We start from the raw sequence: 25,404 nt of genomic DNA on the forward strand, positions 1-25,404 counted from the left end.
CTTCAGCGTACCGAGCCGGTGTGGGCCCAGCTGATCATCTCCGCATGGCACGTCGTGCCGCTGGGGCACAATGGCATGCGTGACCGAGCAGACGCCTGCAGACCCCCAGCACCCCACGCGGCCGCTGCTGCGCACACGAGTGGCACGCGCCTGGGATCGTGCCGTCGAGGAGTCGCAGATGCCACGGCCGATCACCGCGATCGTGTCGCTGGGAATCCTGTGCATCATGCTCGTCGTCGGCGCATCCCTGCCGGTTCCCTACGTGATCGAGCAGCCTGGCCCCGCGATCGATGTCCTCGGCGAATACGAAGACGAGCAGGTCATCACCATCAGCGGGCGCACCACATACCCCACCGAGGGTGAGCTCATGATGACCACCGTCGCTGTCGACGGCGGCCCCGGGTATCGCGTCACCCCCGCGGAGGTCATCGGCGCCTGGTTCCGCCCCAGCCGCACTGTCATGCCGCGCGAGCTGCTTTTTCCCGCAGACCAGACGCGAGAACAGACCACCCTGCAGAACACGGTGCAGATGACCACCTCGCAGCAGGGTGCGATCGCCGTGGCACTGGATGAACTGGGCATCGAGTACACCTCCACCGTGTTCATCGCGGGCGTGCTAGAAGGAACTCCCGCAGACGGTGTGCTTGAGGCCCGCGACGAGGTGCTCGCGATCAACGGCGAGAGCGCCGAGAACGCCCTCGGCTATCAGCGCCTCGCGGCCGCCACAGCCCACGGACAGCCGGTGCGGATGCGCGTGCGGCGCGACGGTGAGGAGAAGGACCTCGAGGTGCCCACAGAGGTCGTGGACGGCGCGCCAAGAATGGGCGTGACCCTCGCTGACGGCTACGACTTCCCGATCGACGTGTCCATCTCCGTGGGCCACGTGGGCGGTCCGAGCGCCGGCACCATGTTCGCACTCGCCATCTACGACGAGCTGACTCCTGGCCCGCTTACCGGCGGCAAACGCATCGCCGGCACCGGCACGATCGATGACCAGGGCATGGTCGGCCCCATCGGTGGGATCCGACAGAAGATGGTCGGTGCCCGCTCGGCCGGCGCCGATTACTTCCTGGCACCCGCCGACAACTGCAACGAGGTCGTCGGCCACGTGCCCGAGGACCTGCATGTGGTCTCGATCGCCACCTTTGACGAGGCCCGTGCCGCCGTCGAGACCATCGCGAAGACCGGCTCCACCGAGGGCCTGAAGACCTGTGAGGAACCATGAGCAGCAAACGCCGCACATCCCCGAGCCCCACCGTCGTCTTCGATTACGGCGGTGTGCTCAGCGCCGGACACGACCCGATCGACGACCTGCACGACGTGCTCGGCGGTGACCGCGACGCACTTGAACGCGCCGTGTGGGAGCACCGGCTCGGGCATGACAGCGGTGAGCTGGACGCGCCGGCCTACTGGGGGCGTATCGCCGCGGATCTTGGCATCGAGAACCTCACCGACTCCGCCGCCGAGGAGCTGCAGGACCTCGACAACCGGTACTTCCTGCGCATGGATCCTGCCGCACGCGCACTCATTCACGACCTCGCACGCAACCGTGTGCGCCTGGCACTGCTGTCGAACGCCTCGGCCTCCTTCGGGCAGGCCGTGCGCCGCGCCGACTGGTTCGAAGCGTTCTCCTTCGCTGTCATCTCCGCGGAAGAGCACGTGGTGAAGCCAGACCGCGAGATCTACGACATCCTGCTGGACGCGCTCGCCCACGAAACCGGCGGCGTGAGCGTGCCGAAGGCCGTCGTCTTCTTCGATGACCGCGAGGCGAACGTCGAGGCCGCACGTGCGCTCGGTATCGACGCCCATCTGTGGCCGCGCAATGGCGATGACCATGGCGACGGCGCCCGCCACGGCGCCGATATCGCGCGCGAGATCCTGACCGCACGCGGGATCCCACTGGACTGACCGCAGCCATCGGCGCTTCATGCCGACGCGCGGGCACCGCCGCACTGCCTGTTCTCTAGGTGCCGGTTCCCGCTGACGGCAGCTCTCTCAGGCGGTAGGAGCGACGCAGAGGAGAGCAGGTAGAGTCGGTACCGGCTCGCGCAGGGCCGCACAGACCACCTTTCCACCCTTCTACCAGCGGAGATGCAGTGGCAGAGTTCATCTACACCATGTATAAGGCCCGGAAGGCCGTGGGCGACAAGGTCATCCTCGATGACGTCACCATGAGCTTCTACCCCGGCGCCAAGATCGGCATGGTCGGCCCCAACGGCGCCGGCAAGTCGACGATCCTGAAGATCATGGCCGGCCTGGACCAGCCCTCCAACGGCGAGGCACGCCTGAGCCCCGGATACAGCGTGGGCATCCTGCTGCAGGAGCCGCCGCTGGACGAGTCCAAGACCGTGCTGGAGAACGTGCAGGAAGGCATGGGGGACCTCTACCGCAAGGTCCAGCGCTTCAACGAGATCGGCGAGGAGATGGGGCAGCCCGACGCCGATTTCGACTCCCTCATGGAGGAGATGGGCACGCTCCAGACCGAGATCGACGCTGCCAATGGCTGGGACATCGACTCCCAGCTCGAGCAGGCGATGGACGCGCTGCGCTGCCCGCCCGGCGACGAAGCGGTCACCCATCTCTCCGGAGGTGAGCGCCGTCGTGTGGCGCTGTGCAAGCTTCTGCTGGAGAAGCCCGATCTGCTGCTGTTGGATGAGCCCACCAACCACCTGGACGCCGAGAGCGTGCTGTGGCTCGAGCAGCACCTTCAGCAGTACGAGGGTGCCGTCATCGCCGTCACCCACGACCGCTACTTCCTGGATCACGTCGCGCAGTGGATCGCCGAAGTCGACCGCGGCCACCTGTACCCCTATGAGGGCAACTACTCCACCTACCTGGAGAAGAAGGAAGAGCGCCTGCAGGTCCAGGGCAAGAAGGACGCCAAGCTCGCCAAGCGCCTCAAGGAGGAGCTGGAGTGGGTGCGCTCGAGCGCCAAGGGCCGGCAGGCGAAGTCCAAGGCCCGTCTGGCCCGTTACGAGGAGATGGCCAAGGAAGCCGAGTCGATGCGGAAGCTCGACTTCGAAGAGATCACCATTCCGCCGGGCCCGCGGCTGGGCAACGTCGTGATCAATGCCCAGAACCTCGAGAAGGGCTTCGGCGACCGCAAACTCATCGACGGACTGTCGTTCTCGCTGCCCCCCAACGGGATCGTCGGCGTCATCGGCCCGAACGGCGTGGGTAAGACCACTCTGTTCAAGACCATTGTGGGCCTCGAGCCGCTCGACGGCGGCGAGCTGAAGATTGGCGAGACCGTCAAGATCAGCTACGTCGACCAGGGCCGCTCGAACATCGACCCCGAGAAGACCCTGTGGGAGGTCGTCTCCGACGGTCTGGACTTCATCGAGGTGGGCAAGGTTGAGATCCCCTCGCGTGCCTATGTGTCCCAGTTCGGCTTCAAGGGGCCCGATCAGCAGAAGAAGGCCGGTGTGCTCTCCGGCGGCGAGCGCAACCGCCTGAACCTGGCCCTCACCCTCAAGGAGGGTGGCAACGTGCTGCTGCTCGATGAGCCGACCAACGACCTGGATGTGCAAACCCTGGGTTCACTCGAGAACGCGCTGCTGAACTTCCCGGGCTGCGCCGTGGTGGTCTCCCACGATCGCTGGTTCCTGGACCGCGTGGCCACGCACATCCTCGCCTACGAGGGCACCGAGGAGGAGCCCGCGAACTGGTACTGGTTCGAGGGCAACTTCGAGGCCTACCAGAAGAACAAGGTTGAGCGCCTGGGTGAAGAAGCGGCACGCCCGCATCGCGTCACCTACCGCCGCCTGACCCGCGACTGATCCACAGCGGCTGCGCAAGGGCACCCGGCGCAGCCGACGATGGACGACCGACACAGCACGACGGCGCCGCCGCTGACCTCGCACGGCGGCGCCGTCGGCGTACAGTGGGCCAGGTGACTCTCGCCCCCGCACCCGAAACACCGCGCCCATGATGCGTCCGCGCCACCCGCTGATCGCCTGGTTGCTGATCATCCCGAGCCTGATCGGCGTCGTCGCCTTCCTCATCCTGCCGGTGCTGCTCTCCTTCGCGGTCTCTCTGTATCGGTGGGACCTCATCGGCACCCGTGAGTTCGTTGGCCTGCAGAACTACCGCGACCTATTCTCCGACGGCGTGCTCACGAACTCGCTGATGGTCACCGCGATCTTCACCGTGCTCGCCGTGCCCGTGACATTGATGCTCGGACTGCTGCTCGCCACCCAACTGGTCCGCGCCCTGCCCGGCACGTCGGTAGTGCGGGTGCTCGTGGTGATCCCCTGGGTGTGCGCACCGCTGGCGCTTGGCGTGGTGTGGAAGTGGATCTACCAGCCCTCCACCGGTGCACTGAACGCCCTGCTGGGTACACGCATCGAGTGGCTGAGCACCCCGGGGCTCGCCCTGGCAGCGGTGTCCTTCGTGGCCATTTGGCAGAACGTCGGTTACGTGTCCCTGTTCTTCCAGGCCGGGCTGCAGCGCATCCCGACGTCGATCTATGAGGCCGCCCGCCTGGATGGCGCCGGCCCACTGGCTCAGCTGTGGCATATGACCATTCCGCTGCTGCGGCCCACCACGTTCTTCCTTGCCGTCACCCAGGTGGTCGCGAGCTTCCAGGTGTTCGACACCGTCTACGCCCTCACAGGCGGTGGCCCGCGCCGAAGCACGGAAGTGGTGGCCTCGCTGATCTACAACGAAGCTTTCGTCGGCTTTCGCCTGGGCCGTGCCAGCGCCGTGGCTGTCATCCTGTTCATCCTGCTGGTGGTGATCACAGTGCTGCAGCAGCGCTGGTTCGCCCCACGCATCACCTACGACATGAGCTGAGGCGATCATCATGAACGCTCCCGCTCCCACACTGCGCCCCTCGGCACGGCGCCGACTGCGCGCCGGGCACATCGCCACCTACCTGGTGCTGCTCACCGCGGCTCTCGCGACCCTTGCACCGTTTTTGATGTCGGTGTCCACGGCGCTGCGCGACAAGAACGATTTCGTGCGCCAGGGGCCGCTGCACCTGCCGTCCCCGCCCGTACTGGACAACATCGCTGCGCTGTTCGAGGGCACGGACGGGTTCATCACCCCGGTCGTGGTCACCGTGCAGATGGTCGCGGTGATCCTGGTGGGGCAGATGGTGTTCTCCGTGCTGGCCGCCTTCGCTTTCGCGCTGCTGCGTTTCCCGGGACGCGATGTGCTGTTCTGGGTGTACGTCGCGACGCTCATGGTGCCGCAGGTCGTGGTGGTCGTCCCGCTGTACCTGATGTTCGCCGAAGCGGGGATGCGCAACACCTTCTGGGCTCTCGTGGTGCCGTTCATGTTCGGCAGCCCATACGCGATCTTCCTGCTGCGAGAGAACTTCCGCACCATGCCGTCGGAACTGATCGATGCGATGCGCATCGACGGTGCGGGGGAGCTGCGCCTGCTGTGGAACCTCGTCCTGCCGATGAACCGGCCGATCGTGGTCACCCTCATCCTGATCACGGTGGTCACCCACTGGAACAGTTTCATGTGGCCACTGGTGATCACCTCGGGCCCGACCTGGCGGACGGTCACGGTGGCCACCGCCGCACTGCAGACGCAATATGACGATAATTGGCCGCTTGTGATGGCAGCGACCACACTCGCCATGATTCCGCTTGTTCTGCTGTTCCTGGCGTTCCAGAAGCAGATCACGCGGTCCATCGGCGCGTCGACACTGCGCTGAACAGACGGCGCCCGACTGCGCCAGCGGCGAACATGGCGCCGGCGGGGATGCCATGGCGAGGCCGACGGGGCAGAATGGATGAAACCTGTATCATCTGTGGGTGCCCGGTCAATGTTTGTGATTGCCCGCCGAGCCCCCGCCCCCCGGAAGGAAACCCCATGTCTGCCGGACTGACTCGCCGTCATCTGCTCGCCTCCGCCGCCGCGACCGGCGTGCTCGCCGCAGCCGCCTGCTCGCCCTCGAACTCGGGTGGTGGATCAGGCTCCTCCGACGGCGGCGGGAAGAGCCTCACCTTCCGCCTGTGGGACGAGGCCGCCAAACCCGCCTACGAGGAGTCCTTCGCCGCCTTCGAGAAGAAGACCGGGTGGAAGGTCGCCATCGACGTTGTGCCGTGGGCCGATTACTGGACGAAGCTGCCCCTGGATGTCTCCAGCGGGGAGATGGCCGACGTCTACTGGATGAACTCCGCGAACTACGTGCAGTTCCAGGCCTCAGGTGACCTGCTGAACATTGACGAAGCTGGCGTTGAGGGGAAGGACACCTGGGAGAAGTCCGTGGTGGACCTCTACACCCGCGACGGCAGCCTGTGGGGCGTCCCGCAGCTCTGGGACTCGATCGCGCTGTACGTCAACAAGCAGCTGGTGGACGAGGCCGGCGTGGATATCTCCCGCCTGACCTTCGACCCGGCGGCCGACACAGATCCGCTGCGTGAAGCGGGCAAGGCGCTCACCGTCGATGCCTCCGGCAAGCACCCCGGTGACGAAGGCTTCGCTGCGGACTCCCGTAAGGTGTTCGGCTTCAACGCGCAGGCCGACCGTCAGGCAATCATCGGGCCGTTCCTCGCCAGCAATGGCGCCACCTGGCAGGAGGACGACGCGTACGTGTTCGCCTCCCCAGAGGGCATCGAGGTCTTCGAGTATCTCTCCAACCTCATCAACAAGGACCTCATCGCCCCGAGCGCCGCAGACACCAATGAGAACGGCGATATGACGCGTGACCTGTTCGTGCAGGGCAAGCTCGGTCTGTTCCAGTCCGGCCCCTACAACCTCAAGGCGATCGACGACGGTGTGGCTGACTCCTTCGAGTGGGAGATCGCCCCGATGGTGGCAGGCCCCGCTGGCGCGAAGTCCCTGGTGCACGGCGTGGTCGCGGTGGGCAATGCGAAGGCGCCCGAGGACCGTCAGGAGGGTGTGAAGGAGCTTCTGACGTGGCTCGGCTCCGCCGAGGGGCAGAAGCCGCTGGGTGCCCAGGGCATCGCCTTCCCGGGCAACACGGAGGCCCAGAGCGAGTTCGTGGACTTCTGGAAGGACAAGGGCGTGGATGTGCAGCAGTTCATCGACGCGACCGAGGACCCGGCTCAGGCCGACACCGGCGCGAAGGCGAACGCTGGCCTGCTGGCTGCCATGCCGATCTTCCAGGAGATCCTGATCGGCCGCACGGACGCCGCGGATGGCCTGCCCAAGGCCCAGGAGGAGGGCAACAAGGCGATGCAGTGACGCCCGGGTGGACGCCGACGCATCGAGACCTCAGCCCTCGGCGTCCGCCTGTGCGGGATTGATCGCGGCCACGATGCGCTCCGATGGCGTCCCGGACTCATTGCGCGGAGCGTTCTCCCGGGTGATCAGCAGACGGTCGGCCTGCTGCTGGGCACTGACCCGAATGCTGCCGTCCGGCGCCGGACGGATGACACCCAGATCGGTCGTGGTCGCATCATCAACGGCCCACAGCTGCAGTACCTCATCGCTGTACCCTTCGACCCCGGTGGCGCTCAGAGCGAATGCCTCCGGAGTCATCACTGCCCGCCATGTGCCGTTGTCAGACGTGCCCACCATGGCGCGGGCGTCCGGTTCAACGCTGAGCTGCGCCCACGTGTCGGCGAAAGCACGCGCCTGCTGAGCTGAGCCGCGCTCGCCGATCCATGCGAGGGACGTTGCCACCAGGGCCACGGCAAGCACCACGGCGCTGATCGCGCTGACCCAGGTCCCCCAGGAGGAGCCGCGGCCGACGCGTCTCCGCTGGCGCCGATGGCTGCGCTCGTCGGCCGGCCGGAAGCTGAATGCCGGTGGGGCCTGTTCCGTGGACTCCGTCGCGTCGGGCACTGTCATCGACTCAAGTGGCGTTGACGACGACGCAGGGGCATCCGCGAGCACGTTGCTGCGCACCGGCGGGCCCACGACACGCTGCTGCGATGACGTGCCGAGCACGGGTGTGGCGTAGGTGCCGTGATACGCGGCCTCCTGTGACGGGGAGCTGAGAGAGGCAGGGCTGGGGCTGCCGCCGTTGCCGTGCGGTGGTGTCATCGGCGTGGCCGGAGCATCACTGGCAGCACCATGGGGAGAAGGAGGCGGGGCGAGCTGCGTTGGCTGTGAGGAGGATGGGGGGAGCGTGTCCTCGTCCACGGTGGCGAGGCCCGTCAGCACTGCTTCGGAGATATCGCCCTCCGGGGCGCGCGCCGTGAGGAGGGTGAGGCGGGCAGCTGCCTCGATGGCGTGCCGGTGCACCGCGGCGGTGTGCGGCTGCGAGGTGAGCGAGCGCAGGGCTGTGCGCTCGTCCTGGTCGGCCAGTGCTAGCGCATCGAGCGCTGCCAAGGAGACCAGTGGCTGCTGGTCATCCCCGAGGGTGACGATCTGGTCGAGAATACTGGCGAGGCGGGCGGCAGCCGCCATTCGGTCCGGCTCCAGAGCCTGGACACGGCCCTGGGCGGCTGCCTCCACCAGTGCTCGATCTGTCGCGGGGAGGGAGATCAGCACCCGTACGACATCGATTTCGCGACGGTCGCGGGTGCGATCGGGCATGGCGAGGTCGTGCGACGCAAGTGACCGCACAGCGCCATCGCCGGCGAGGGGGACAGCGGTGCGCCGGGCGCGGTCCAGCGCCGCGGCCTCCCCGGGCAGGCCGCTGTCAGCGAGCTGCTGCGCATCCTGCACGCAGGAACGGAGCACGGCGACGGTGATTCTCTCCGCCCGTCGTGCGGAACCAGTGACATGCAGCGCGAGTCCATAGACACGAGCGCTGAGCGCATCGATGAGTCCGCCTCGCGCGTCTACGTCGCCTCGAGCAGTGCGACGCAGAAGGGTGCGCACCGGGTCCAGCCGCTCGCCCAGGGAGAGGGTGTCCTCGGGTATCTCCGGCACCTCACCGGTGGAGGTGTCCTCCTCCGCGATGCGTCCCAGCTCCCCGGTCATCTGCGCTCCTTCGTGCTCTCATGTGCGCGGACCCGCTCGGGCGGAAACTCTCCGCGTGCTCAGAGTGCGGCGCGCATCCCGAACCCGTGATGCACACCATGCGGCTGTTCCAACCCCCGCTCTATTGTGCCGTGCCTCGCAGCAGCAGGAGAATCGTTGTGGACAGCACCGTCGCATCCCGCATACCCGCGAAGATGAAGGATCTTGCAGAATTGGCGCCCGGTTGGCGTGCATCGATAGGGCAAAGCGCAGAGATAATCGCCATTCAGTCCGCTGACCTGCTCTCATGTCGACAGTGCCTACCCGATAGCTGCCTGCAAAGGATGTGCAAGAGGTCCCGCCCGCCTCAGGTACCGTGGAGCCATGAAGCCGCTGCATACCATCACGGTCGCCTCCGACCTCCCTGCCGCTCTCGAGCCGCTGCGCGAGCTCGCCCTCAACCTCCGATGGACCTGGCGCCGCCAGACCGCTGACCTGTTCCGTACCCTCGACCCTGACGCCTTCGACCGCAGTGGCGAGAACCCCATCGCCATGCTGTCGATGGTCTCTGCCACACGCCTTGCCGAGGCCGCCCGCGATGAGCGCTTCCTGTCGCGCCTGCGCTCCGAGACCGGTGACCTGCGCACCTATCTCGACTCCGGTCGCTGGTTCCAGCGCACCGTCAACAATGCAGCCCAGGCCGAGACCACCATCGCGTACTACTCGATGGAGTTCGGCATCACCCCCACGCTCCCCATATACTCCGGCGGCCTGGGAATCCTCGCCGGTGACCACCTCAAGTCCGCCTCCGATCTGGGCGTGCCGCTGATCGGCATCGGCCTGCTCTACCAGTGGGGCTACTTCAGCCAGAGCCTGGATCGCGAGGGCTGGCAGCAGGAGAACTACAAGCACAACGATCCCGACAAGCTCCCCGTGCGGCCCGTGCTGGATAACGACGGTGAGCAGCTCACCGTCGAGGTATCCCTGCCCGAGGGGCGACGCGTCGTGATCGCCGTGTGGAGCGCTCAGGTGGGTCGCGTGCCGCTGCTGCTGCTGGACACCGACGTCGAGCAGAACGACGAATCCGCCCGCGCCATCACCGACCGTCTCTACGGCGGCGACCACGAGCACCGGATCGTGCAGGAGATCGTGCTCGGCATCGGTGGCACCCGCGCCGTCAACCGCTACACCGAACTCGTCGGCCGACCCACCCCCACCGTGGCCCACCTCAACGAGGGGCACGCAGGCTTCTCCGGGCTCGAGCGCGTCGGCACCCTCATGCAGAAGGGCGCGAGCTTCGCCGAAGCTCTCGCCGAGGTGCGCGCAGGCACCGTGTTCACCACGCACACCCCGGTTCCCGCAGGCATCGACCGCTTCGGCGTGGATGAGCTGCGCCGCTACCTCGACGCCGACGAGAACGGCATTTCCCGCGTGGTTCCGTCGCTGCCCGTCGAGGCCGCGCTGGCGCTCGGCACCGAGGACGGCGGCGAGGTCTTCAACATGGGCCACATGGGCTTCCGCCTTGCCCAGCGCGCCAATGGCGTGGCCAAGCTCCACGGCGCCGTCTCTCGCGGCATGTTCCAGTCGCTCTACCCCGGATTCGATGTGCCCGAGGTTCCCATCGGCTCCGTCACCAACGGTGTGCACCGTCGCACGTGGACGTCCGCCCCGATGGACGACTTGTACATCAAGGCAATGGGCGACGTGGACATCTCCGCCACCTCGGACTGGAGCCCGCTGGCCACACTCACCGACTACGAGCTGACCCAGGCGCGCAACCAGCTGCGCTCGAACCTGGTCGACATGGCTCGCCGGCAGGTGCGGGAATCCTGGCTTCGCCGCGGGGCCGACGCTGCCGAGCTCGCCTGGACCGACACGATCCTCGACCCGAATGCGCTGACCATCGGTTTCGCCCGTCGCGTCTCCACCTATAAGCGGCTGACGCTCATGCTGAACGATCCGGAGCGTCTGCGCCGCATCCTCCTGAACGAGGAGCGGCCCGTGCAGTTCGTGATCGCCGGCAAGTCCCACCCGGCTGATCGCCCCGGCAAAGAGTTCCTCCAGCAGCTGGTGCGCTTCGCCGACGAAGCCGGCGTGCGTCACCGCATCGTGTTCCTCCCGGACTACGACATCAAGATGGCCTCGGTGCTGATCGCCGGCTCTGACGTGTGGCTGAACAACCCGATCCGTCCCGAGGAGGCATCGGGCACCTCCGGTATGAAGGCCGTGCTCAACGGTGGGCTCACGTTCTCGATCTCCGACGGCTGGTGGGATGAGATGGCCTGCGACGCCGGCTGGACGATCCCCACCGCGCAGGTTGAGGACCAGGCCGAACGCAACCGTCTGGAGGCCGAGGCGCTGTACGAGATCCTCGAGCATCGCATCGTGCCACTGTTCTATGAGCGGGATGAGCGCGGCATGCAGCACGGCTGGATGTCGACCGTGCGCGAGTCGCTCGTACGGATCGCCCCGCAGATCGTCGCGGCCCGCATGGTGCGCGACTACGTCACCGATCTGTACCTGCCTGCCGCTCGCGCGGCGGCCGAGTTCACCTCGAATCCGCAGCTGGCCCGCTCCTTCACACAGTGGCGCACCGAGATCCTCGAGGCATGGCCACAGGTGAGCGTCACCGATGTTCGCCTGGACGGCAGCCGCGACGACCGCGTCGCCACCGGTGCCGAGGTCACACTGTCTGCCGCAGTCGACCTTGCCGGTCTGCGCGAGAAGGACGTCATGGTCGAAGCCGTGATCGGTGACATCGCCGAGGACGGCGAGATCGCCGATCCGCAGATGATTCCGCTGCAGCGCACCGACGATGGCCGCTGGGCTGCCCGCTTCGCGCTGGCGGTTCCCGGTGAGGTGGGCTACACCGTGCGCGCGATCCCGCAGCACTCTGTGCTCGCCTCCCGAGCTGAGCTCGGACTGGTGGCCACAGCCTCCTGACGGCCAGCACCCGATCACGTCCACCCGACCCGCCCGCATCGCCTCCCGGCCGCGAGGGCGGGTCGGGTGCACAATGGCAGGCGCCGCCTGCAGGCGCGCGGCCACCCCGCACGCGCCCGAGTGGCCCATGCCCGCGAGAACTCGGCGCCGCAGACATGGCCGAACCCCGCACGCGCCCACGTGGACCGTGCCCACGGGGAGGGAGCCGCCGTGATTGCACGCCGACGACTCCTAGGCGCGATGACCGCCTCAGGCGCCGCACTGGCTCTGAGCGCCTGCGGCAGCCGGCGCCGACGGACGAAAGACACGGAGACGCCGCCGCTGCGTTTGCGCGTTTGGTCCGAGCCCGCAGCCGCGGCCTACCGTGCGGCACTGTCCAGCTTCCGTTCCACCTCGGGGCTCGCGGTTGAGGTCGAGTCACAGCCTTGGGATGACTATTGGGCCTCGCTCCCGTTGGATGTGGCTGACCGCAGCGCTCCCGACCTGCTGTGGATGAACACGGCGAACCTCGCTCAGCTGCAGGCGAACGAGGTGCTCCTGGACGTGGGCGAGCTGGTGGGGGATGCCACATCCGCGATCGAACCGATCACCGCCGACATGTACCGGATCGACGATGTGCTCTGGGGGCTGCCGCAGCTGTGGGAGCGCACCGTGCTGGTGGCGAACCGCAATCTGACCGAGGCGGCCGGAGTGGACCCGTCGGCTCTCGCCTTTGACCCGTCGGCCCCGTCCGACGCACTGCGAGATGCAGCGCGGAGCATCACGGTCGACGAGGGCGGGCGCCATCCCGGTGATGAGGGCTTTGATGCCGAGCATGTCGCCGTCACCGGCTTCTCATCGCATCCTGACCGCTCTGCACTGCTCGGACCGTTCATCGCCGCCCACGGTGGGCATTGGCAGAACGCGAAGGGGCAGGCAGATTTCGCGTCCCCCGAAGGGATCGCTGCCGTGCAGTACCTGGCTGACCTCGCGCTGAAGGACCAGGTGGCGCCGCCCGGCGAGCTGACCGTGAGCGATCCGAGCCTGTGCCGGCAGCGATTCGTCGAGGGCACCCTGGGGCTGCTGCAGACCGGCACCTACAACCTCGACGCCCTCCAGGCCGGCATCGACGGGTCCTTCCCCTGGGACCTTCACCCGCCCGTTGCCGGCCCGCACGGCGTGCGCCCGCTCGTGCACGCGATCGCTCTGGTGGCGGTCCGCCCGAAGAAGGACGAGCGCACCGAGGCGATCGGTGAACTGCTTGCGCACCTGGCCACGCTCGAGGCGCAGCGCCCGCTCGCCGAGGCTCGCCTGGGCATCCCTGCGCACCGTGATCTGCGCGGCGCGTGGGAGCAGGCGTGGAAGGACGCAGGGGTGGACGTCTCCGTGCTCGGCGACGCCCCGGCCGAGATCGCCTGGCCCGAACGCGGCGTGCGCTCCGCAGAGGCGGTCGACGCCGCCATGGGGCCGATCGCCGAGGTGTTCACTGGGCAGAAGCCCGCTCAGGAAGCGCTGCCGGAGGCGCAGACCGCCGCTCGCGACGCCGTCGGCTGACCGCAACCCATCGCCCCGGCGCCGCTGAACGTTCTGCGAGGCATACCCCGGACCAGGCTGCGGGGCTCAGGTCCGGCAACGCGCGCAGCGCTGCATCCGGGGAGGGCCCGGACTGCGGCCGCCGGGCTCAGGCCTGCGGCTTCACCCGCAGCATGCCCTCCTGGGTGACGGTCGCCACCAGGTCACCGGAGCGGTCGTACACCTGCCCGTGCGTGAGGCCGCGTCCGCCCGAGGCCGACGGGGAGCTCTGCACATACAGCAGCCACTCGTCGGCCCGCACATGCCGATGCCACCAGATCGCGTGATTGATGGTCGCCAGCCGCAGCCCGGGCGTGATCCAGCTGAGACCTTGCCGCCGCAGCATCGGCTCGAACGGAGTGTAGTCGCTTGCGAACGCCAAAATGGCGTCATGCAGCAGCCCCGGAGCCTCCATCGGCTCGAGGGTGCGCATCCACACCATCTGCGTATCGGCAGCGTTGCCGTCGGGCCGCAGGTAGATCGGGTCAGTCACGTGGCGGATGTCGATCGGCCGCTGCGTGGCCCAGTACCGCGCCGTTGGATGATCGATGCCTGCAAGCGCCTCAGCCGTGGTGGGCAGCCCCTCCGGATCGGGAGCCGCCGGCGCGCGCAGCTGATGCTCAAGCCCGTCCTGCTCCTCCTGGAACGAGGCAGTCATCGCCAGGATCGTCTGCTCACCGCTGTGGGTGGCCTGCACCGCAAGTACACGCCGCACTGAGAACGAACCGCCGTCCCGCAGCGCATCCACCCGGAAACGGATCGGCTGCGACGGATCGCCCGGCGCCAGAAAGTACGAATACATCGAATGGATCCGTCGGCCCTCCGGCACTGTGGAGCCCACCGCCATGACAGCCTGCCCCATCACCTGACCGCCGAAGACGAAGTTGCCCGGATGCGCCTCAGAGTCCGCCTCGAACACGCCCGCTCCCGCCGCCGTGTCCTGATCTGTCGGCTCCACACGGCGCAGGTCCAGCAGGTGACGCAGCGCGTCCGACGGTGTGGGGGTCTGCGGGGACATGAACTCTCCTGATGGTCGATGGCGAAACGAGGCTCAGACTACGCGGATGCTGACAAGCCCCGCGCCCGCTCTGGCCGGGCACCTGCGACACTATCGCCATGGCTCATATCGACATCCCCGTGCCCGTGCGCTGGAGCGACGTGGACGGCTACGGGCACGTGAACAACGCCACGATGCTTCGCCTGCTGGAGGAGGCACGCATCCGGGCTTTCTGGCGACCTTCGCCCGAGCAGGAGGCGCTGGGGGCAGAGGTCTACCCGACGGCGCTCCCTGTGGTGGATCCCGCCCGCGGCGTCCACACCGTGGTGGCGTCCAACCGGGTGGAGTACCGCCGTGAACTCGGGCATCGCCTGGACGGCGTGATCGTCCGCATGGGCATCAGCCGGCTCGGCGGAGCGAGCCTGACACTCGACTATCTCGTGCTCACCCGGGATGATCCTGAGGGGGAACAGCCGTACGCGATCGCCCGGACTGTCCTGGTCGTGGTGGACGCCGCCACACGGGCGCCGCAGCGGATCAGTGCCGAGGACCGTGCGTCGTTGCAGGCCTACGTGATCGAACCACTCAGCTTCCGCGACTGATCCTTGCTTGCCGCAGCACAGCCGGTCAGGCGCTGCGGCCGGCTCGTTGTCGCCAGCTCAGCCATCGTGCCCGTGTGCACGCCGCAGCACAGCCGGGCAGGTGCTGCGACAGCCACGCGCGGTGGGCTCGTCAGCAGCCGAACCCGCGGCGGGAATCGAGTGAGGCCGACGACGGGGCGTGGTCTCAGTCGAGCCGGTCCGGCACCTGGTGGCCGGCCATCGGGGCCTCGCCCCCATCTGGCGTGTTGATGAGTGAACGGGCTGCCCGCTCCACGTAATCCCGCAGCGCTTCATCGTGCAGCGAGGCAAGCTGCAACGTATCGATCGCCGCGTTCATGTGCGTGAGCCAAGCCTGCGCGGCCGACGGCGAGACAGGGAAGACCGCATGTCGCATCCGCAGACGCGGGTGACCGCGCTGGGCCGAGTAGTCCTTGGGACCGCCCCAGTACTGGACGAGGAACATGCGCAGCCGCTCCTTCGCCCCCGTGAGGTCTTCTTCGGGATACATCGGACGCAGCAGCGGATCGCCAGCAACACCTTCGTAGAAGCGGTCGACAAGGCGAACGAACGTCTCCTCGCCGCCGATGGCGTCATACAGGGTGTGCTGGGTCGAGTCCGTCATGGGGATCCTGTTCGTCGACGGGGCGGTCAGTTGCCCGTGGCCTCGGTGAAGCGGGGCAGAGCGAAGTCGATGTCCGCTTCACGGAAAGCACGGCGGATCCGTCGGCGCATCTCCTGCTCGACGCTCCACTGCTGTCCGGGAGCCACGTCCACCGTGAGCCGCCGCTGGAACCGTGCACCATCCACCGTGAGGATGCCGCTGATGGTCACGGCGCCCTGCAGCTCGTCTGCCCAGTCCTCGTCCTGCTCGAACTCGCGGGCGACCTCCTCAAGCACCCGCGTGACCTCGAGATTGTCGGCCTGGGCGTCGATATCCAACAGCACGAGCGCGGTGGAGTAGCCGCGGGACATATTGCCGATACGGATGATCTCTCCGTTGCGCACCGTCCACAGCACCCCGTCGATAGAGCGCACCTGGGTTACCCGGAGGTTGATCTCGACCACGGTGCCGGTGGCGTATTCGAGGTCCACCACGTCTCCCACGGCCACGATGTCCTCGAACAGCATCACGATGCCGGCCACGAAGTCCTTGATGATGGTCTGCGCGCCGATACCGGCAGCCAGACCGATCACACCCAGGGAGGCGATCACGGGGGCGATGTTCACCCCGATCTCGGAGAGGACCATCACGATTGCGATCGCCCAGATCACCATGCGAGCGATGTTCCGCGCCACGTTCGAGAAGGTTTCCGCGCGCTGACTGCGTCGCTGCTGTGCGGCCTTCATCTCACGCTGCGTGCGTTTGACCACCACGCTGGTGGCGTTCGACAGCGCCGTGGAGGAGGTGACCATTGTGGAGACGAACCGTTTGATCAGCCAGTTCACGACGGCGCTCAGCACCGTGGCGAGCAACAGGATCACGACGATGCGCAGGCCGCTGTCGATCAGCCACGCCCACAGGGAATCCAGCAGGGAGCGGGCAGCCTCCGGGGAGGGCGCGGCCAGCAGGGAGTCCGTCAGCTTCGCGGGGGAGATCATGTCTCGACCCTAGCGGCACGGCCTGACAGCGGTCACAGTGCGGTGGTGGCGTCGTGGGGCCGCACGTGTGTCCCGAGGGAAAGCGGGGCCCGCGCATCGTGTGCACGAGCCCCGCTCTGGGGCGAGACGGGCCGCTTCAGAGTCGGCCCGGACCGGGATCAGGCAGAGACGTCGGCAGCCTGGACCCGCAGCTGACGGGCCACGCTGTCGCGGCCTTCGATGATGGGCCGACGCAACCCGAAGGGAGCATCCTCGTTGCCTTCAAGCCAGTCGTCGGCGCGCTCGAGCACGGAGCGATCCGCGTGTGCGGCAGGGAAGTAGCCCTGCACCAGACGGTTGGCGATCTCATTGGAGCGCGAATCCCAGATGCGCCGCAGCTTCTCGAAGTAGAGCGCCTGGTAGTCAGCGATCAGTGACGGATCGGCCACCCGCGCAAAGCCCTGGATCACGGCGGTCAGCGACTCATTGGGCAGCGCGTCTTCTTCCACGGTGCGATGCCACGCCTGAGCTTTCGCTTCCGCCGTGGGCAGTGCGGCGTGTGCGGTCAGGGCACTCTTGCGGCCAGACTGGGTATCGTCCTTCGCGAGCACTGCATCGATGCCGTCGGCGTCGATACCACCGAGCGAGGCGAGCGCAATCACCAGGCTCCAGCGCAGATCCGTGTCGATCTCACGACCGGGCAGTGTCACGGAACCATCGAGCAGGCCAGCGAGGATACGTGTCTGCTCCTCGCTACGCGCGAGTCGCGCGAAAGCGCCGAGATACTGGAACTGCGCGTCGGAACCGGCCTCTGCCTGCTGCGCGAGGTCCCAGACAGCATCTGCTGCCTCACGGGTCCGCTCGGAGCGACGCTCCGGTGCCGCGTAGGGTCCAGCAACGGTCTCCAGCTGGCCCAGCAGAGTGCGGACCACCGACGAGGACTGCTCCGCCGTGATGTTGGCGAGCACCAGCTGCTGGAAGCGGCCCGAGGGCAGCTCAGCGTCGCGGGTCATATCCCAGGCGGCGGAGAAGATCAGCGTGCGGGCCAGTGGATCGCTCAGCTCGCGCAGATGGTCCATCGCCACAGCGAGAGATGCCTCGTCCAGACGGATCTTGGCGAAGGTGAGGTCGTCATCATTCAGCAGCCACAGGTCGGCCTTCTTACCCACCAGCTGCGGCACCTCGGTGAAGGAGCCATCGACGTCGAGCTCCACCTGCTCGGTGCGCACCAGGGCGCCGTCGCGCAGGCTGTAGCCGCCCACGCGCACGCGGTGCGGGCGCAGCGTCGGGTGCTCCTCCGTGGCCTCTTGCGCGATCTTGAAGGAGGTGACGACCCCGTTCTCATCACGTTCCACACGCGGGCGCAGCAGGTTCACGCCTGCGGTCTCGAGCCAGGCGGCAGACCAGGCACGCAGATCACGGCCGCTGGTGGCCTCGAGCTCGATGAGCAGATCCTTCAGCTCCGTGTTGCCCCAGGCATGCTTGCGGAAGTACGACCGCAGGCCAGCGAAGAACTCGTCCTTGCCCACGTACGCCACCAGCTGGCGCAGCACCGAGGCCCCCTTCGCATAGGTGATGCCGTCGAAGTTCGTCTCCACCGCCTCGAAGTCGACCATGTCGGCGACGATCGGGTGGGTCGAGGGCAGCTGATCCTGACGGTAGGCCCAAGCCTTCTCCGAGGAGGCGAACGTGGTCCAGGCATCAGTCCAGCGGGTGGCCTCGGCCGAGCACAGGGTGGAGGCGTACTCGGCGAAGGACTCGTTCAGCCACAGGTCATCCCACCAGCGCATGGTCACGAGGTCGCCGAACCACATGTGCGCCAGCTCGTGCAGGATCGTCAGATCGCGACGTTCGCGGATCGCGTCGGAGACCTCGGAACGGAACACGTAGGACTCCACGAAGGTGATCGCCCCCGGGTTCTCCATCGCGCCCATGTTGTACTCGGGCACGAACACCTGGTCGTACTTCGGGAACGGGAAATCGCAGTCGAAGGCCTCTTCGTAGAAGTCGATACCGGCTTTGGTCACGTCGATGACGTACTGGGCGTCCACATGCTTGCTGAGGCTGCGGCGCGCGTACACGCCCATGGGGATGGTGCGGCCATCGCGCGTGGTGACCTCACCCTCGCCGCCCTGGTAGTCGCCGGCGATGAGTGCCACGAGGTAGGTGGAGATCCGGGTGGTCGGCTCGAAGGACCAGGTGGCGACCTTCTCGCCGGCGGGCGTCGGCTCCGGCGTGGGGGAGTTGGAGATGACCCGCCAGTGCTCCGGCGCCGTGACGGTCAGCTGATAGGTGGCCTTCAGGTCCGGCTGCTCGAAGCAGGCGAACATGCGGCGCGCGTCAGAGACCTCGAACTGGGTGTAGAGGTACACCTCGTCGTCAACGGGGTCGACGAAGCGGTGCAGACCTTCGCCGGTGTTCATGTAGTTTCCGTTGCCGAGGATGCGCACGGTGTTCTCGCCCTCGCGCAGAGCGGGGAGCTGGACCCGGGCGCCGTCGAAGCGGGATGCGGGATCCTCGAGAAGCTCGCCGTTGAGCTCGATCTCGGTGACGTCCTTGGCGATGAAGTCGACGAACGTCTCGCGCGCCTCGGTCGAGGAGAAGCGGATCGTCGTCTCGGAGACGAAGGTCGTCGGCCCAGTGGTCAGGTCCAGGCGGATCTCGTAGGTGTCGGTGCTGAGGAACGAAGCGCGCTCGCGCGCCTCATCGCGTGTGAGGTTCTCATTGGCCATGGTTCCCATCATGTCACCGCTGGGGGTGACGCGGTTGACAGAGAGGGGTGCATGCAGGCTCGCGTGGCCCGAACTCCCCTCGCCTCCGCCTTCGTCAACGAACGCGGTGCGAAGTGCAGGTCACATGTCCGGCTTGGCATGTTCTTCGCACCACGTTCGGCTGAGCTGATGGAGCCGACTGATCGACGGTGACCGCGGTCCGGAGCCCAGCGGTACTGGAGCGTGGCGTCACCCGCCTCCAGAGCCGCGGCCACACGCTGCAGTACCGATTCCCCTCAGACCCCGCCGCGGCAGTGCGTCGGCCGGTGCCTGTGCGCCACCCGGGGCCGGTGCGCCACCCGGGGCCGGTGCCTGTGCGCCACCCGGGGCCGGTTCCGGTGCGCCACCCGGGGCCGGTGCAGGGATCGGGTGAGTGGGATAGAAAAAAGAGGGTGCACGAGGGGGGGATTTCCGTAGTGTCGACCTCATGCCGGATCGCTTGTCCCCGCCCGCGACTTCGTCCCCGCCCGCGACCTCGTCCCCGCCCGACACCGCACCCCCGCCCGACACCGCACCCGCGCTCGGCACCGCACCCCCGCCCGACACCGCGTTCGAGCCTGATGACGCGCTCGAACACATGGCTCCGCCGACCCTCGACACCCCACAGCCTGGTCGACGTGTCGGCCTCCGGGCGGTCCTCGCGGGTGCGGCGTGGTCGCTCGGGCGGACCTGGACGGCGGCACCCGGGTGGTTCCTCGCCGTCATCTTCTCGACGGTGCTGCTCGCCCTCATCCCGGCGCTGCAGGTACACACCGTCGCGTGGCTGGTCGGCGATGCCGCGGATTCGACGTCGTGGCTGGACCTGATCGTGCCGCTCATACTGCTCACGCTGCTCGTGTGCCTCACGGAGGTGATCTCCAGCGTGCAGAATCTCATCGGACAGCGAGCCGGGCTGCGGTTGAAGCGCCGACTCGACCTCGAGATCGCGGAGGTCGCCAATCGCAGAGACCCGGCTCAGATCGCCGATGATCGGATGCACGCCATCCTCGACGGAGTCCGCAACGACACCTATCACCTGTCGCAGTCACCGGGTTCAGTGATCGGTGCGGTCGGTGCTGTGCTCACGGCAGCCGCTCTGGCATTCTCCCTGTGGTCCTTCTCCGGGCTCGCCGCGGTGCTCATTGTGTTGGCTCTGGTGCCGACGCTGATCAACTATGGCTGGTCGGCGACTATGCAGGATCGCCATTTCGAAGCCATGGGTACGCATTCGACACGATCCCGATACCTGATGGAGCAGCTGGTCGATCAGCGCTCAGCGCTGGAGCTCGCGACGCTCGGATCAGGACCGCTTGCGCGCCGTCGCCTGGAGCGCGCCACGCTCGAGCACGATCGGTTGATGGACCGCATGCTGGCGCTTCTCATGCGCGGTGATGTGCTTGGCGGTCTGATCACGGCAGTGCTGCTGGGTGCTGCGCTGATCTGCGTGATCGGCGAGAGCGGAGGCGCGGCGGGGCTCTCGGCCGGCATCCTGGGCATCATCTCTGGGCTGCAGACCACGCGTGCGGCGGGGTATGCCATGGGGGACGTGCTCGGCAATACCCCACGCATCGCCCGTTTCCGCGAGCTGAAGGACGCGGTCCCGCCGTATGAGACACAGCAGATCATCTCTGTTTGCGAAGAGCTGGCGGTGCAGGAACTCACGGTCACCTACCCGGGGGCCGAACGTCCCGCGCTGCAGGACGCCTCTCTTACTGTCCGCCGCGGTGACATGGTCGCCGTGGTCGGGGTCAACGGCGCAGGGAAGACGACCCTTGTCAACGCCGTCATCGGCGTCGTGACCGCGCAGCATGGCTCGGTCACGGTCGACGGGGTGGATCTTTCCACTCTCACCACGGCGCAGCGGTTCGCCCGCTTCGGCCTGCTCACCCAGGAATTCGGTCGCTACGAGATGACGGTTCGCGATGCGGTGGCCCTGGGTAGCCCCCGCGAGAGTGTCAGTGATGAGGAGGTCTGGGCTGCGCTCGATGCTGCGCACGCCAGTGAGCTGGTGCGCGCGATGCCGGATGGCCTCGACAGCATGCTCGGTCAGCAGTTCGGTGGCAGAGGCTTGTCCGGCGGGCAGTGGCAACGTGTGGCGCTTGCCCGCATTCACCTGCGTGGCGCTGGGATCTGGATTCTCGACGAGCCGACCTCGGCGATCGACGCCGAGGCTGAACGGGACGTTTTCGCGCAGTTGCGTCGTACCAAGGCGGAACGTATCACCGTGGTCGTGTCGCATCGGGCATGGACGCTGCGTGGCATGGATTGCATCTATGTCGTCGACGATGGGCGCATCGTCGAATCCGGCACCTACGACGAGCTCATGGCGGCGCAGAGTCGCTTCGCTGAGATATTCGCCCAGCAGGCAGACTGAGACAGGAGCTGTGTGTCCACCTGCGGCTCAAGGACGTGCCCGTCCGGGTTGGCGGCCCAGGCAGGCGCCGCGTGTGCGCGTAGCGACGACGGCGAACGTGGCAGTGAGGAACTGTTTCCACCACACGCTGCGTGCGCGCGTCAGCGACACTCGGATGCCGGTGGGGTGCCGCGACGACGTGTGAGGTCCAGATCCCAGCTGTAATGCTCGGGCAGCTCGGGAATTGGCCACCGCGGGTCCGGGAAGAAATACTCGAAGCCCGCGGAGAACGGGTACGACCATTCGGCGATGTGCTGCTCGGCCTCGCGGCCAGCTTCCCGGATCTCCTCGACCTCCTCGGGGGAGAAGTAGCCGGTGCGCTCAGCGCCTTCGAGCTCGTCCTCGTCCTTGTAATGCCAATCGCGCCGCGGCAGCACGACAAGGTCGAGCACGAGGTCACGCGTGCGGATGCCTTCGACGGTGCGTTCGTAGGGCGTTTCGAGGTTCACGTAGTAGCAGCCCAGCGATCCGTCGTCCTTGTAGAACAGCCAGATCGAGTACGGCTTGTGAGGCAGCGCGATCATGAGGATCCCGTTGCCGGTCCACAGTTGCTTGGACTGGACACGCTTCTGCGTGAACATGCCGTCGTCACCGGCGCGGCGCAATGCGGCGCCCGATTCGAGCACCGGCAGCAGCACCTCGGTGCCGGGCGCGATCCAGACGACGACCCCGCGGTCGTCATCGAGCACCACGGTGCCAGGGCGTACCGTGCGCGTGGGGTGTTGGAGGGTGTAGTAGGTCCAGGTCACCTGGTCGCCGGGCGACCAGCGGTCAGTCGCAGACATGATGTTCCCGGCCGGGTAGGCCTGCGCGGGCGCCCCGTGCTCGTCCGGCCCTCGGGCCGGGGCTGCTCTGCCCGCTCAGGGGAAGGAGTATGGGCCGACCATACCGCGCGGCGGCCGAAACGTCTGTGATGCGAGCCGGTCCGCGCGGCGCCGATGGTTGGCCGTGGCAGCAGCGCCGACGCGGTCGGCGGATCCAGGAGCAGGTCAGAGCACAGTGAATGCAGCGATGCCGAGTCCGGCGCTTACGAGCCCAGCCAGGGCGGAGACGATCAGCAGGGCGATCCCCGTGCCGCGACGCCTGCCGCGTGAACCGGCGGTGGGCGCCGCCGACGGTGACTGAGGTGTCGACGTGACCGCGATAGGAGCGCTGTGGGGCGTCGCCGACGGTGCCTGAGGTGCCGACGCTGCCGCGAAGGGAGCGCTGAAGGGCGCCGCTGGGCTGCCAGGGGGCGGTGGTGCAGACGCTACTGGGGCCGACGGGACGGATCCGGCGGCGTCTTGATGCGACGTCTGCGCCGAGGGATGCGGCACGGACGAACTGTTGAGGCCGCTTTCGCCGTCACTGCTCTGCGGAGTCGAGACCCGGGTCGGAACGTTCTTCAGCGCCTCGGTCGGATCCGACGTTGGTGACGGGCTCTCCCGTGTGCTCGCAGCAGCGTGTGAGCGCGCCGACAGTCGCTCATGCAGGGATCCGCGTGTGAGCGCAAGCTCGTCGGGGCCAGCCAGCGGAACCTCCGGAAGCCCCCAGCCTGGCGATCCTTCCTGCAGTGGCTCGACCTGATCGGGCACCGTGAAGCGCGCGCCGTCAGCTGCTCGGGACCATTCCTCCAGCGGCCCGTCGGTCGTGGGAAGCATGTCGAGGGCCTCCCGCACGGAGGGACGCGCCTCTGCCACGGGATCGAGCAGTGCCCCGAGGGTGCGAAGCAGCGCCTGGGAGTGCGCATCGAGGCCGGGATGCATCAGCTCATGCAGCGGTTCGATGCGCTGCATCGGCTCACGGCGTGTCCGTGGCGGCGTGGGCGCGAGTGCCTCGGCCATCGTGGCGCCCGCCGCCCAGAGATCGGCCGACGTCGTTGCGGTCAGTCCAGCCATCGCCTCAGGCGCCATGAAACCGGGGGTGCCGTTGATCATGCCGGTGGCGGTCAGCCGTACATCCCGTTCATGCAGCGCGATGCCGAAGTCCGCCAGCAGCATGTGTGGCGACCCAGCGCCCGTTGCGTCCAGGAGCATGTTCGCCGGCTTCACGTCACGATGTACCCAGCCGGCCTCATGCATGGCGCCCAGTGCCTCGAGCAGGTGCCGTGTCAGATGCGCGACCAGGGGCATCGACAGTGGTCCGTGGCGGTCGATCGCGCCAGCGAGGGTTCCGCCGTGGATAAGGGGCATGACCAGCACGATCGTGTCGTCTTCGGCCACCCATGTGTAGGGCGGTAACAGATTCGGGTGCTCGCCGAGCCCGCGGGACCCGCCCACGGTCTGCTCGCGTACGAACCGCAGCACATCTGCGCCGTCGCGCTGGCGCATGACCTTCGCTGCGCAGATGGCGTTGTAGCGCTGATCGATCGCACGCCACAACGACCCGCTCGCACCGCGGGCGAGCGGGTCCAGGAGCGCTATGCGGCCCGCGATGAGATCGGTCATGATAGGCGCCATGGTAGGTCACTCACGCCGTCCCGTCCTCGCGCTGTGCGTGGTGCTCGCCCTGGTATCGCTGTTCGCGGCGCCGGCGAGCGCTGAGCCAGAGACCGGGGTGGGATACGCGGCGTACGGTCCTGCCGTCGAGGGAGGCGGGTCGCTGGCACAGGCGCCGACGCTGACCCCGGGCACCTACTCCGACACTCTCGAGCGGGGTGATACGAGCGAGGACGATTCCGGCTCGGACGGCACGACGCGCTTTTACAGGGTGAGCCTGCAGGAAGGCGAGCGGCTCCACGCGGCAGCCACGCTGATCGCGCCCCGCTACCCGACGGGCATCCCCGAGGAGCCGCCGTCCGCGTCGCTCTCGTTGGACGTGCTGACCGCGTCCGGCGCCAGCTGCTTGTCGGGCAGCACATCGGAAGTCGGCCAACCGGATTCCGGCAGCGGACCGGTCACGGTCTCGGGGTATACGGAGGAGATCGGCGAGCATTGCACCGGACCTGATCTCTTCGTCTCCATTCAGCGCACCGGCTCGCGTGCAGCCGATCAGCCCCTGCCCATCGAGCTGCAGCTCGCCGTGGAGAAGGCGGGAGCCATCACCGGTGAACCGGTTCTCGAGGAGGCACAGGACTCCACGGCGGCTTCCCCGACGGCGCCGGTCAGTGATGAACCGCTCGCGGCGGGCCGTTCCTGGGCGGCGTCCACGCCCGTGGAGGAGGGCTCCTATGTGCTGGAGCTCGTTCCCGGTCAGGTGGCCGCTGTGCGTCTACCGGTTGGGATCGACCAGTCGCTCCGCTGGCGCATGGAGGTCATCTCCGATGTTCCCGAGGATGGGGGCGAGGTTGTTTTGCGCGTGACGAATCCGGTGCGTGAGCCTGTCTCCGTGGACGGCGGTGGGTGGAGCTTCTCCGAGCGCGGAGAGGTCACCGGCGGCAGTATGGCCGCTCCTGTCTCGCCCGGGAACCGATCAGCAACCTGGACCGATATCGCTGAGGCCTGGCTTCCGGGGGACTATGGCGTCATGGTCGAACGGCCGCAGCTCGCGCAGGAGGCGCCTGAGGAGGCGCAGGCGCCGATCCGCCTGATCCTCACGGTGCAGACCCACGGAGAAGCAGGTGAGGAGTCCGATCCGGCGACATACGTCGACCTGGGGGAGGCGCATTTCGGGGCATCCGGCAACGGTGCAGCGCTGCTGGGAGGCCCCTGGCCGCGGCGACTTGCGCTGGGCGGCGCCGGCATCGCGTTGAGCGTCTGCCTGGTCACCGGCATCAGCGGTCTGGTGCTCCTGCGCCGCCGCTGAGTGAGGACCCGGATC

At 67.5% G+C, this 25,404-nt stretch carries 18 protein-coding genes; 11 read left to right on the top strand and 7 right to left on the bottom strand.

Annotated elements, in window-relative coordinates; genetic code table 11:
• The first annotated feature begins 70 nt into the window (after positions 1-70).
• The 6 genes from C8271_RS05145 (at position 71) to C8271_RS05170 (ending at position 7,164) form a co-directional block, all read left to right on the top strand.
• Complete coding sequence (locus tag C8271_RS05145; RefSeq protein ID WP_106506401.1) at positions 71-1,225, top strand: YlbL family protein; 1,155 nt, start codon at positions 71-73, stop codon at positions 1,223-1,225.
• A complete protein-coding gene (locus C8271_RS05150; RefSeq protein ID WP_106506402.1) occupies positions 1,222-1,908 on the top strand; it encodes an HAD-IA family hydrolase in 687 nt (228 codons plus the stop codon). Before C8271_RS05145 ends, C8271_RS05150 begins: the two co-directional genes overlap by 4 nt.
• A 188-nt stretch (positions 1,909-2,096) precedes the next feature.
• Entirely contained in the window at positions 2,097-3,779 is a 1,683-nt protein-coding gene (ettA, locus tag C8271_RS05155; protein WP_106506403.1) for an energy-dependent translational throttle protein EttA, read from the top strand.
• Between the two features lie 148 nt (positions 3,780-3,927).
• Complete coding sequence (locus C8271_RS05160; protein ID WP_342751938.1) at positions 3,928-4,794, top strand: carbohydrate ABC transporter permease; 867 nt, start codon at positions 3,928-3,930, stop codon at positions 4,792-4,794.
• Between the two features lie 10 nt (positions 4,795-4,804).
• The gene (locus C8271_RS05165) at positions 4,805-5,668 is read left to right on the top strand and encodes a carbohydrate ABC transporter permease (RefSeq protein WP_106506404.1); all 864 of its coding nucleotides are present in this window, start codon (positions 4,805-4,807) and stop codon (positions 5,666-5,668) included.
• 158 nt (positions 5,669-5,826) lie between these two features.
• The gene (locus C8271_RS05170) at positions 5,827-7,164 is read left to right on the top strand and encodes an ABC transporter substrate-binding protein (RefSeq protein ID WP_106506405.1); all 1,338 of its coding nucleotides are present in this window, start codon (positions 5,827-5,829) and stop codon (positions 7,162-7,164) included.
• 30 nt (positions 7,165-7,194) lie between these two features.
• Here the strand turns inward: C8271_RS05170 and C8271_RS05175 are convergent, their stop codons facing one another.
• Positions 7,195-8,853, bottom strand: a complete 1,659-nt coding sequence (locus C8271_RS05175; RefSeq protein WP_106506406.1) for a hypothetical protein — start codon at positions 8,851-8,853, stop codon at positions 7,195-7,197.
• Positions 8,854-9,216: 363 nt separating this feature from the next.
• Between C8271_RS05175 and glgP the strand changes: the two genes are divergently transcribed.
• Positions 9,217-11,775: an alpha-glucan family phosphorylase gene (gene glgP, locus C8271_RS05180; protein ID WP_106506407.1), complete on the top strand. Its 2,559-nt coding sequence runs from the start codon at positions 9,217-9,219 to the stop codon at positions 11,773-11,775.
• A 210-nt stretch (positions 11,776-11,985) separates the two neighbouring features.
• The gene (locus C8271_RS05185) at positions 11,986-13,308 is read left to right on the top strand and encodes an ABC transporter substrate-binding protein (protein WP_245920914.1); all 1,323 of its coding nucleotides are present in this window, start codon (positions 11,986-11,988) and stop codon (positions 13,306-13,308) included.
• Positions 13,309-13,435: 127 nt separating this feature from the next.
• On the opposite strand, the gene C8271_RS05190 is transcribed toward C8271_RS05185, so the two are convergent.
• Entirely contained in the window at positions 13,436-14,344 is a 909-nt protein-coding gene (locus C8271_RS05190; RefSeq protein ID WP_106506409.1) for an acyl-CoA thioesterase, read from the bottom strand.
• 98 nt (positions 14,345-14,442) lie between these two features.
• Between C8271_RS05190 and C8271_RS05195 the strand changes: the two genes are divergently transcribed.
• Entirely contained in the window at positions 14,443-14,925 is a 483-nt protein-coding gene (locus C8271_RS05195; protein WP_106506410.1) for an acyl-CoA thioesterase, read from the top strand.
• Between the two features lie 184 nt (positions 14,926-15,109).
• Here C8271_RS05195 and C8271_RS05200 read toward each other — a convergent pair whose 3' ends face one another.
• The 3 genes from C8271_RS05200 to pepN form a co-directional block, all read right to left on the bottom strand.
• Positions 15,110-15,547, bottom strand: a complete 438-nt coding sequence (locus C8271_RS05200) for a globin (RefSeq protein WP_106506411.1) — start codon at positions 15,545-15,547, stop codon at positions 15,110-15,112.
• A gap of 26 nt (positions 15,548-15,573) precedes the next feature.
• Positions 15,574-16,524 (bottom strand): mechanosensitive ion channel family protein, encoded by a 951-nt coding sequence (locus C8271_RS05205; protein ID WP_106506412.1) that lies wholly within the window; start codon positions 16,522-16,524, stop codon positions 15,574-15,576.
• Positions 16,525-16,682: 158 nt separating this feature from the next.
• Complete coding sequence (pepN, locus tag C8271_RS05210; protein WP_106506413.1) at positions 16,683-19,235, bottom strand: aminopeptidase N; 2,553 nt, start codon at positions 19,233-19,235, stop codon at positions 16,683-16,685.
• A 616-nt stretch (positions 19,236-19,851) separates the two neighbouring features.
• Between pepN and C8271_RS05220 the strand changes: the two genes are divergently transcribed.
• The gene (locus C8271_RS05220; protein ID WP_138774528.1) at positions 19,852-21,627 is read left to right on the top strand and encodes an ABC transporter ATP-binding protein; all 1,776 of its coding nucleotides are present in this window, start codon (positions 19,852-19,854) and stop codon (positions 21,625-21,627) included.
• Between the two features lie 140 nt (positions 21,628-21,767).
• Here C8271_RS05220 and C8271_RS05225 read toward each other — a convergent pair whose 3' ends face one another.
• Together C8271_RS05225 and C8271_RS05230 are read right to left on the bottom strand one after the other, a co-directional pair.
• Complete coding sequence (locus tag C8271_RS05225) at positions 21,768-22,451, bottom strand: ribonuclease FAU-1 family protein (protein WP_106506416.1); 684 nt, start codon at positions 22,449-22,451, stop codon at positions 21,768-21,770.
• A 204-nt stretch (positions 22,452-22,655) separates the two neighbouring features.
• Positions 22,656-24,092 carry a serine/threonine-protein kinase gene (locus C8271_RS05230; protein ID WP_170957808.1) on the bottom strand — a complete coding sequence of 479 codons (1,437 nt, stop codon included), beginning with the start codon at positions 24,090-24,092 and terminating at the stop codon, positions 22,656-22,658.
• 10 nt (positions 24,093-24,102) lie between these two features.
• On the opposite strand from C8271_RS05230, the gene C8271_RS05235 reads away from it, so the two are divergent.
• Positions 24,103-25,389 (top strand): hypothetical protein, encoded by a 1,287-nt coding sequence (locus C8271_RS05235; protein WP_106506418.1) that lies wholly within the window; start codon positions 24,103-24,105, stop codon positions 25,387-25,389.
• The last annotated feature ends 15 nt before the right edge of the window (positions 25,390-25,404 follow it).

It is taken from the genome of Brachybacterium timonense (assembly GCF_900258505.1).
Lineage (GTDB): Bacteria > Actinomycetota > Actinomycetes > Actinomycetales > Dermabacteraceae > Brachybacterium > Brachybacterium timonense.

Bases quoted from the DNA above. Each gene is read 5' to 3' on its own strand.
- C8271_RS05145 (WP_106506401.1), top strand. From the start codon at position 71: ATGGCATGCGTGACCGAGCAGACGCCTGCAGACCCCCAGCACCCCACG.
- C8271_RS05150 (WP_106506402.1), top strand. From the start codon at position 1,222: ATGAGCAGCAAACGCCGCACATCCCCGAGCCCCACCGTCGTCTTCGAT.
- C8271_RS05160 (WP_342751938.1), top strand. From the start codon at position 3,928: ATGATGCGTCCGCGCCACCCGCTGATCGCCTGGTTGCTGATCATCCCG.
- C8271_RS05165 (WP_106506404.1), top strand. From the start codon at position 4,805: ATGAACGCTCCCGCTCCCACACTGCGCCCCTCGGCACGGCGCCGACTG.
- C8271_RS05170 (WP_106506405.1), top strand. From the start codon at position 5,827: ATGTCTGCCGGACTGACTCGCCGTCATCTGCTCGCCTCCGCCGCCGCG.
- C8271_RS05175 (WP_106506406.1), bottom strand. From the start codon at position 8,853: ATGACCGGGGAGCTGGGACGCATCGCGGAGGAGGACACCTCCACCGGT.
- glgP (WP_106506407.1), top strand. From the start codon at position 9,217: ATGAAGCCGCTGCATACCATCACGGTCGCCTCCGACCTCCCTGCCGCT.
- C8271_RS05190 (WP_106506409.1), bottom strand. From the start codon at position 14,344: ATGTCCCCGCAGACCCCCACACCGTCGGACGCGCTGCGTCACCTGCTG.
- C8271_RS05195 (WP_106506410.1), top strand. From the start codon at position 14,443: ATGGCTCATATCGACATCCCCGTGCCCGTGCGCTGGAGCGACGTGGAC.
- C8271_RS05200 (WP_106506411.1), bottom strand. From the start codon at position 15,547: ATGACGGACTCGACCCAGCACACCCTGTATGACGCCATCGGCGGCGAG.
- C8271_RS05205 (WP_106506412.1), bottom strand. From the start codon at position 16,524: ATGATCTCCCCCGCGAAGCTGACGGACTCCCTGCTGGCCGCGCCCTCC.
- pepN (WP_106506413.1), bottom strand. From the start codon at position 19,235: ATGGCCAATGAGAACCTCACACGCGATGAGGCGCGCGAGCGCGCTTCG.
- C8271_RS05220 (WP_138774528.1), top strand. From the start codon at position 19,852: ATGGCTCCGCCGACCCTCGACACCCCACAGCCTGGTCGACGTGTCGGC.
- C8271_RS05225 (WP_106506416.1), bottom strand. From the start codon at position 22,451: ATGTCTGCGACTGACCGCTGGTCGCCCGGCGACCAGGTGACCTGGACC.
- C8271_RS05230 (WP_170957808.1), bottom strand. From the start codon at position 24,092: ATGACCGATCTCATCGCGGGCCGCATAGCGCTCCTGGACCCGCTCGCC.
- C8271_RS05235 (WP_106506418.1), top strand. From the start codon at position 24,103: ATGGTAGGTCACTCACGCCGTCCCGTCCTCGCGCTGTGCGTGGTGCTC.